Origin of the sequence: Edaphobacter sp. (assembly GCF_035532915.1) — a bacterium.
Lineage (GTDB): Bacteria > Acidobacteriota > Terriglobia > Terriglobales > Acidobacteriaceae > Edaphobacter.
The window spans coordinates 1-8,074 of record NZ_DATKQC010000270.1 but is presented as its reverse complement, the minus strand read 5'-3'; the positions used below and the strand labels follow the sequence as shown (position 1 = coordinate 8,074).

Here is an 8,074-nt window from a genome sequence, read left to right as displayed (position 1 = left end):
GAAGAACGCGATGATCCAGATCACAAAGAGCGTGGCAAACGGCAGTACCGAACGAATTGGCAGGCTCCGACCGGTTGCACCGGCAACCTGCTCTATCCCAGATGGGCACAAATATAGCCTGTGTTTTGCAAGTAATCTATGATCGAATACCTCGAGCTGGCGACCTGCCCTATCTGCGAGCTGCAGGATATGTCGACTGCTGGAAAAAGGTACCTTCCATAGAAAGCGAGAAGAATATCGAATGAGTGCTCTTCAGAATTTTCCCCGCATCACTCCATTCCTCTGGTTCGATTCAAACGCCGAAGAGGCGGTCGAGTTTTACCTTACCGTCTTCAAAAACTCGCGCCGCCTTGATGATCTGCAGAATACCGACGACACTCCAGGCCCGGCGGGCAGCATTCTCACCATCACCTTCGAACTGGATGGCCAGAAATTTACAGCGCTCAACGGTGGTCCCATGTTTAAATTCACCGAGGCAATCTCATTCACCGTTCGCTGCGACTCGCAGCAGGAGGTAGACGAATACTGGTCCAGGCTCACCGCCGACGGGGGAAGCGAGATCCAATGCGGCTGGCTCAAGGACAAGTTTGGTCTCTTCTGGCAGATCGTGCCTGCACAGCTGCCTGACCTCATCAAGCATCCCAAAGCGATGCAGGCCATGATGCGGATGAAGAAATTCGACATCGCTGAACTCGAGCGCGCCGCGCAATCGTAAGCGGTCTCATTCCAGCGCATTGAGCGCCTGAGAACATCGGAAGGCTTAGCGCCAATGCCTATGCTGTACTTCTAATTCATCAGCTTGATATAGAGTTATAGTCTATGGATACAGCGCAAGTGCTTCATGAAGGCTTGGTTCCAAGCCCCGGTAAGCGCATACGCCGCCGCGGTTTGCACGCACTCACCGGCATTCGTTTCTTTGCGGCTTTCTGGGTAATGGCCTATCACTTCGGCGCCGGTTTTACAGCTCGTGCCCATTTGCCTCGTCCTGTAACCGTCTTTTTGGAAAATGGCCACCTTGGCGTCGCACTTTTCTTCATGCTTTCCGGCTTCATTCTGTACTACACCTACCATGACAATCTTCAGAGCCTTGGAGATCTTTATAAATTTTTCGTAGCTCGCTTCGCCCGCCTCTATCCCGTTTACCTGCTTGCTATCGTCATTGCCGCCTTTCTTTATATGCGATTGCCCCATGGGAAGGAGCTTCTCATCTTCCCCTTGCTGCAATCCTGGGTTCCTCCGGTCTCAAATAACGGAGGCATGTGGATCACACAGGCTTGGACTCTCTCCGTAGAAGCCTTTTTCTATTGCTGCTTTCCACTGTTACTTCTTCCCTTCCGCCATACCAGGTCCGCTTTCACCTTTTGGTTGCTTGCCGCACTCAGCGGCGTTCTGATCGTCGCTTTACAGATTCCCATGTTGCGTCCGGGATTTCCGGCTACCTGGCTCACACGTCATGTCATCCTGCCGGTCCTGTGCCTGCCTGAGTTTGTCTTCGGATTGGCGCTCGGCGCAATCTTTCTACGCAGGCAAACCATCGAACCCCGCGTTGCCACCAACGATTGGATCACTGCCGCAGGGATCCTCCCGTGTTTCGCCATCCTTGCCGCCGGTGCTGGCGACTACCTGATTTCGCTCACAACAGTCGTCTGCTTTGGCTGGGCCATCTATCGCCTCGCCGATGGGCGCGGCTGGCTTACAAACGTGCTCTCAAGTAAAGTCTTCCTGCTGCTCGGTGGCGCCAGCTTCGCACTTTATATTCTTCAAGGCCCCGTACGGATCATCGCGCATCGCCTGTTTGCCAATTTCCGTCCCGGTCTGGACGCAGCGCTCTCTCCTTTCATCCTTATATCTTTGTCCTGTCTTATTTTTCTGTTCTATGAGGAACCCCTGCGCGATATCATTCGCAAGTTCCTCACTCGCCCACAGAAGGCATAGAAATCGCAAATATCTACTCGTGCGCTCCCTCACCAGGGAAAGAAGCTTAAGCTAGTTCCATGCTCCGCACGAACATCCCTGGCACCTCTCCCTACGAGCCCATCATCGGCTTCTCCCGGGCCGTCCGCATCGGCAACCATGTCTACGTCTCCGGCACCGGCCCCGTAGGCGCGGAAGACGCCTCCCCCGCCGAACAGACGCGGGTCGCACTCAATATCATCAGAAATGCCCTCGAAAAAGCCGGTGCCGGCTTTGAGCACGTCTACCGCACCCGCATGTTCCTCGCCCGCGTCGAAGACTGGGAAGAGATCGGTCGCGCCCACGGCGAAGTCTTCGGAGAGATCCTACCCGCCGCCACCATGGTCGTCGCCCCCCTGCTCAATCCCAAATGGCATGTCGAGATCGAAGCCGACGCCTACATCCCCGAAGCCTGAGCCACTCCCGATTTTCTTAACGAACTTGACAAACATGGTCTTCTGATTCGGTATCATGGGTGTGAAACAAGCAGAGGTCTCCCGAAAACATGGCTTCCGCAGAAAGAGAAGCCGCTTACAATCAAGACTTTACGAGTCCTGACTCTCTAAAATCAGGACTTTGCAGAGTTAGTCCAAACATATCTCTATTGTTTTGAATACTTTGCAACAAAACACCCAGGGGGGAGGTACCCACATATACCTCCGGAGAAGAATAGAAAAATGAGCAAGCTGTCCATCCGCGATCTAGATCTTACGAACAAGCGCGTCCTCATCCGTGTCGACTTCAACGTCCCGCTTTCCAAGGATGGCCGGACCATCACCGACGACACCCGCATCCGCGAGACGCTGCCCACGATCGAATACGCTCTGCGCCGCAAGGCCAAAGTCATCCTCTGCTCTCACCTCGGCCGTCCAAAAGGCCAGCCGGTCGCGACCATGAGCCTGCGCCCCATCGTCGACCGGCTCCGCGAACTCCTCGACGCCATCATCGACGAAAACGAGAACGTAGCTTTCGCTCCCGACTGCGTCGGCGAAGTCGCCACCGAGATGGCCACGCAACTCGAGTCCGGCCAGACCCTCCTGCTCGAAAACCTCCGCTTCCACGCCGAAGAAGAGGCCAACGACCCGGCCTTCGCCAAGAAGCTCGCCAGTCTCTGCGACATCTATGTCAACGACGCTTTCGGGAGCGCCCATCGCGCTCACGCCTCGACCGAAGGCATCACCCACTTCGTCAAACAGTCCGCTGCTGGCCTGCTGATGGAGCGCGAGCTGACCTATCTGGGCAAGGCGCTCGACCAGCCGGACAAGCCCTTCGTCGCCATCATCGGCGGAGCCAAGGTCTCCGACAAGATCCAGGTCATCGACAACCTCCTCGATCTGGCCGACGCCATCATCATCGGCGGAGGCATGGCCTACACTTTCCTGAACGCACAGGGCCAGACGACCGGAAAATCGCTCGTCGAAACCGACAAGATCGACGTGGCCAAAGCTGCGCTCGACAAGGCCAAGGCCAAGGGCGTCCGCTTCCTTCTTCCCATCGACCACGTTCTCGCCGACAAGTTCGCCCACGATGCCAAAACGACGATCCACGAAGGAAGCCATCCTTTCCACGTCGATCTCATGGCCCTCGACATCGGCCCCAAATCCATTGCCCTCTTTGAAGCCGAGATCTCCGATGCGCGCACGATCATCTGGAACGGTCCCATGGGCGTCTTCGAGATGCCGGCCTTTGCCAAGGGAACTCACGCCATCGCCCACTGCGTTTCCGGCAACCATGACGCCACCACCATCGTCGGCGGTGGAGATTCGGTCGCGGCGGTCAAGCAGTCCGGCGTCTCCCAAAAGATCAGCCACATCTCCACCGGCGGCGGCGCGAGCCTCGAGTTTCTCGAAGGCAAGATCCTCCCCGGCGTCGCGGCTCTTACAGACAAGTAGCAGCGAAGCGCCGTCGTTCTAGGCAAAAGATCACGCACGCCGCTCAGGACATCCAGAATCGCGCCGAGACAAAAACCGGCGCACAACCTAAGGGAAACTGATTCTTACCATGCGTAAACCACTAATCGCCGCCAACTGGAAGATGTACAAAACCCCTGCGGAATCCATCGCCTTCATCGATGACTTTCTCCCGCTCGTAGCCAATCAACAGAAGACAGAGATCGTACTTTGTCCTCCCATGATCTGCCTGGGTGCAAGCATCGCAGCTACAAAGGGAACTCAAGTGCACATCGGAGCCCAGACGATGGACTGGCACGACAACGGAGCCTACACCGGCGAGACCTCGCCCGTCATGCTGAATGCCATCGGCGCTACCCACGTCCTGATCGGCCACAGCGAGCGCCGCCAGTACTTCAACGAGACCGACGAGACCGTCAATCACAAGCTCAAAGCCGCCCTGGCGCACAAGCTCGTCCCCATCGTCTGCGTGGGAGAGCACAAGGCAGAGCGCGAATCGGGCCACACCAACGATGTCCTCAAGCAGCAACTGACGGTCGGGCTTCAGGGCATTGATCCCGCGGCCGCCGCACCGCTGGTCATTGCCTACGAACCCGTCTGGGCCATCGGCACTGGTCTCACCGCGACCCCGCAGATTGCGGAGGACGCGCACCAGTTCATCCGTTCCCAGATCGCAGAGATTCTCAGCCCCGCTATCGCAGCCAGCACCCGCATTCTCTACGGCGGCTCGGTCAAGCCGGACAATGCGGCCAGCCTCTGCTGTCTTGCAAATATTGACGGCGCGTTGGTCGGCGGGGCCAGCCTCGATCCCACCAGCTTCGCTCAGATCGTCGCCAACTCGTCCCTTTAGTTCCTTGAGCACCACAAAGATGCCGCGCTAACGTCGCCGTCAACGCGGCATCTTTGTCCTAACTGTTTGCTTGCCTTACCGCACCACTCCAGCCTGATCCATCGGCCAGTACACAAACGCCGCCTTACCATAGATCAAATTCCGCTCCACTGGTCCAAAGTCTCTGCTATCGCTTGAAATCGAGCGATGGTCCCCCATCACGAAATAATCATGCGGCGGGATGACAGTCTCCGGCAGCGAGCGTTCGTCTTCAAACCCCACGGGCACATATTTCTCCACAACGCGCTTATTGTTCACATAGACTTCGCCGTGATCGATGCGAAGATCGTCTCCCGGCAGGGCGATGACACGTTTGATATAGCTCTTCGAGTGGTCGTGGGGATAGAGAAATACCACGACATCCCCGCGCTGAATATCTTCCACGCGGTAGACCATCTTGTTGATGAAGAGACGGTCCTGATCCTTCAGCATGGGCAGCATGCTGGTTCCCTCGACCCGCACGGGCTGGTAGAGAAAGATAATGATGAACGCCGACACAGCAACGGAGACTACCAAGTCTCGCATCCATGACCGCAATTCGCCTTTGTAGGCTGGTTTTAAACGGTTACTGTCTTCAGGCCGCTCAGGCTCTCGTTCGTCACTCTGCACTTTATATCTACTCCTGAACTATTTAGACGCTTCAAATATCCTGCTGGCACCCGTCCCAAGCCGAGCCATACCACGGAGCACGTCTCCCACCGCACAAGGCAAACAAATTGCCGTATCTTGCATCCTATCTAGTTGATCACAAAATCTTTCAACGGCAGCCCACACAACCTTTCTGTCGCATCGGAGGGCGATGGGACTAGAATTGAATCTAAGAAGCGCAGTGACACATTTATGGCCACCCTTACCATGCTCGAGCAGCCCCCTACACCAAAACCCGGAAATCGCGCTCCCGTGGACTTTCATGACCTCACGACGGAGACAGCAAATGCAGCGTCTGAAGGCTTGGATACAAAATCCGCGCTCGAGATAGCGCGCATCATCAATCACGAAGACGCAAAGATCGCCGCAGCCGTCAAAAAGGCTTTGCCCGAGATCGCGATTGTCATTGATACGGTGGCCAGATCGCTCCGGGATGGTGGTCGCCTCATCTATGTCGGGGCCGGTTCCAGCGGGCGCATCGCCTCCCTCGATGCCTCGGAGTGTCCACCAACCTACTCCACTTCTCCTTCGCAAGTCCAGTACATAATGGCTGGCGGCCCCAAGGCTCTTGCCTCTGCCTCCGACGTCAACGAGGACTCTCCCGAGATAGGCCAGCGCGATATCGCCCGCCGCCGTCCGACCCGCAAGGATATCGTGATCGGCGTCTCTGCCAGCGGCCGCACTCCCTATGTCGTCGGTGCGGTGGAGTACGCCCGCGCCCGTGGCGCTAAAACCGCAGCCGTCACCTGCAACCTCAATACCCCGCTCTCCGATGTCGCCGACACCACCATCGTCGCGGAGGTAGGCCCTGAAGTCCTCTCCGGCAGCACTCGCATGAAGTCCGCAAGCGCCCAGAAGATGGTCCTCAACATGATCACCACCGGCGCCATGACTCGTCTTGGGTATGTCTATGACAATCTCATGGTCAACGTGCACATGAAGAATGCGAAGCTGGTCGAGCGCGGCATCCGTGTGTTGATGAAGGTCTGCGAGATCGACCGCGACACCGCAATCCGCACCATCAAGTCCGCGGGAAAATCCATTCCCATCGCGGTCGTCATGCTCAAAGCCAACGTCGACAAGATGGAAGCTGTACGCCGACTCACCAAATCCGACGGCAATGTCAGGCTCGCCATCGACGACTCCCGCCTGGAACTCTGATCCTGCTTCGTTTAGCGAATGCTCTTGCAGGTCGCCGACATCGTATCCAAAAATAAAGCTCTGCCCACTTTGGCAGAGCTTTATTTTTGCCGCGTCGACGTGAATCAGCGAATCATGCCCACCACGGAGCAGTCGGCTTCTCCTTCAGCACAATCTCATCCAGAAAGCGTGTAGCTTTGGTGAGTCCTTCTTCTGACGAAAGCAGGCTGTCCTCGTGCTCGATCGAGAGTACATTGTCGTATCCGCACATCCTGAGGGTCGAGACGAATTCCTTCCACCACTCCGCCCCATGGCCGAAGCCGCAGGTACGGAAGATCCATCCGCGGTTCAGCTCGTCCGTGTATGGCTTGGTGTCGAGCACGCCCGTCTTCGGCAGATTGGCCGAATACATCTGCGTATCTTTAGCGTGGACATGGAAGATGGCATCGCCGAGCACACGGATTGCCGCAATGGGATCGATCGACTGCCAGAACATGTGGCTGGGGTCATAGTTGCATCCGATCGAAGGACCGGCAATTGAGCGCAACCGCAACATCGTCTCCGGGCTGTAGACAACGAACCCAGGATGCATCTCGATTGCGATCTTCACTCCATGCTGCTCGGCAAACGCCGCATGTTTGACCCAGTACGGCTCGACAACTTCCTTCCATTGCCAATCGAGAATCTGGAGATACTCCGGAGGCCACGGACAGGTGACCCAATTGGGCGCTGTAGCTTCGTGCGAATTTCCCGGGCAGCCGGAAAAATCGACCACGGTAGATACACCCAGCTTTTCAGCCAACAGAATCGTCTTCCGGCTAACCTCTTGGAATTGTTTGGCCAGAACCTTATCGGGATGTAGCGCATTTCCGTGGCAGCTCAACGCACTGATGCTGACCCCATGGTCCTCGAGCTTCCGCTGAAACTCCTTGAGCGCCGATGCATCTTCCAACATCGAGAGCTTGCAATGTGCATCGCCCGGGTAGTTCCCTGTTCCCAGCTCTACGGTGCTGATGCCAAGAGACTTCAACTTGCCGAGAACAGCATCGAGGGGAAGTTGGGCCAATAGCGGCGTGAATACTCCAAGTTTCATTCGGTTGCTCCTGAGTTGCACAAATAATATTGAGGGCCGCTTGCTGCCCCAGCTTCTACGCTATTCCTTCAGCAGCCGCGTAGCGGACCTTCTCCCACACTCCACCGGCCGCGTGGCTCCTGAGCATCGCGTCGATGACACAGGCCGATCGGTATCCATCTTCGAAGGTCGGCAGCATCTCCGGCTTTGCCGCCGGTGCTCCGCCTTCACGAATCCAATGGTAGGCATCGCGCATGAGATTGCAGAATGCGTCCGTCCACGACTCCTGATGTCCGCCCGGCAGATGAACATAACGGCGAACGTCCGGCAACACCAGCGAAGGGTCCTTCGCCATCATCTGGTTTGGCTGGTCATGCCGCCCGATCCACAATTCGTTCTGCTCTTCCTGGCGCCACTTCAAAGAGCATTTACGCCCATTCAATTCGAGCTGCAGATCATTTT

The 8,074-nt window shown here is 56.6% G+C and carries 9 protein-coding genes; 6 read left to right on the top strand and 3 right to left on the bottom strand.

Annotated features, from left to right (window positions below):
• Positions 1 to 241: 241 nt before the first annotated feature.
• From VMU57_RS13100 to tpiA, 5 genes are all read left to right on the top strand, one after another.
• Positions 242 to 715 (top strand): VOC family protein, encoded by a 474-nt coding sequence (locus VMU57_RS13100; RefSeq protein WP_325384094.1) that lies wholly within the window; start codon positions 242 to 244, stop codon positions 713 to 715.
• Positions 716 to 819: 104 nt separating this feature from the next.
• Positions 820 to 1,935, top strand: coding sequence for an acyltransferase (locus VMU57_RS13095; protein WP_325384092.1), 1,116 nt, complete (start codon positions 820 to 822; stop codon positions 1,933 to 1,935).
• Between the two features lie 59 nt (positions 1,936 to 1,994).
• Positions 1,995 to 2,369 (top strand): RidA family protein, encoded by a 375-nt coding sequence (locus VMU57_RS13090; RefSeq protein WP_325384090.1) that lies wholly within the window; start codon positions 1,995 to 1,997, stop codon positions 2,367 to 2,369.
• Positions 2,370 to 2,630: 261 nt separating this feature from the next.
• A complete protein-coding gene (locus VMU57_RS13085; RefSeq protein ID WP_325384088.1) occupies positions 2,631 to 3,845 on the top strand; it encodes a phosphoglycerate kinase in 1,215 nt (404 codons plus the stop codon).
• Between the two features lie 109 nt (positions 3,846 to 3,954).
• A complete protein-coding gene (gene tpiA, locus VMU57_RS13080; protein ID WP_325384086.1) occupies positions 3,955 to 4,713 on the top strand; it encodes a triose-phosphate isomerase in 759 nt (252 codons plus the stop codon).
• 75 nt (positions 4,714 to 4,788) lie between these two features.
• On the opposite strand, the gene lepB is transcribed toward tpiA, so the two are convergent.
• The gene (lepB, locus tag VMU57_RS13075) at positions 4,789 to 5,277 is read right to left on the bottom strand and encodes a signal peptidase I (protein WP_325384084.1); all 489 of its coding nucleotides are present in this window, start codon (positions 5,275 to 5,277) and stop codon (positions 4,789 to 4,791) included.
• 315 nt (positions 5,278 to 5,592) lie between these two features.
• On the opposite strand from lepB, the gene murQ reads away from it, so the two are divergent.
• Complete coding sequence (gene murQ / locus VMU57_RS13070) at positions 5,593 to 6,561, top strand: N-acetylmuramic acid 6-phosphate etherase (RefSeq protein WP_325384082.1); 969 nt, start codon at positions 5,593 to 5,595, stop codon at positions 6,559 to 6,561.
• 112 nt (positions 6,562 to 6,673) lie between these two features.
• Here the strand turns inward: murQ and VMU57_RS13065 are convergent, their stop codons facing one another.
• Positions 6,674 to 7,633 carry a sugar phosphate isomerase/epimerase gene (locus VMU57_RS13065; protein ID WP_325384080.1) on the bottom strand — a complete coding sequence of 320 codons (960 nt, stop codon included), beginning with the start codon at positions 7,631 to 7,633 and terminating at the stop codon, positions 6,674 to 6,676.
• A 55-nt stretch (positions 7,634 to 7,688) separates the two neighbouring features.
• Positions 7,689 to 8,074 (bottom strand): Gfo/Idh/MocA family oxidoreductase (locus VMU57_RS13060; RefSeq protein WP_325384078.1); only part of this gene is annotated, 386 nt, incomplete at its 5' end.

Excerpts from the sequence above, each read along its gene's own strand:
- VMU57_RS13100 (WP_325384094.1), top strand. The coding sequence starts at position 242 with ATGAGTGCTCTTCAGAATTTTCCCCGCATCACTCCATTCCTCTGGTTC.
- murQ (WP_325384082.1), top strand. The coding sequence starts at position 5,593 with ATGGCCACCCTTACCATGCTCGAGCAGCCCCCTACACCAAAACCCGGA.
- VMU57_RS13095 (WP_325384092.1), top strand. The coding sequence starts at position 820 with ATGGATACAGCGCAAGTGCTTCATGAAGGCTTGGTTCCAAGCCCCGGT.
- tpiA (WP_325384086.1), top strand. The coding sequence starts at position 3,955 with ATGCGTAAACCACTAATCGCCGCCAACTGGAAGATGTACAAAACCCCT.
- lepB (WP_325384084.1), bottom strand. The coding sequence starts at position 5,277 with ATGCGAGACTTGGTAGTCTCCGTTGCTGTGTCGGCGTTCATCATTATC.
- VMU57_RS13065 (WP_325384080.1), bottom strand. The coding sequence starts at position 7,633 with ATGAAACTTGGAGTATTCACGCCGCTATTGGCCCAACTTCCCCTCGAT.
- VMU57_RS13090 (WP_325384090.1), top strand. The coding sequence starts at position 1,995 with ATGCTCCGCACGAACATCCCTGGCACCTCTCCCTACGAGCCCATCATC.
- VMU57_RS13085 (WP_325384088.1), top strand. The coding sequence starts at position 2,631 with ATGAGCAAGCTGTCCATCCGCGATCTAGATCTTACGAACAAGCGCGTC.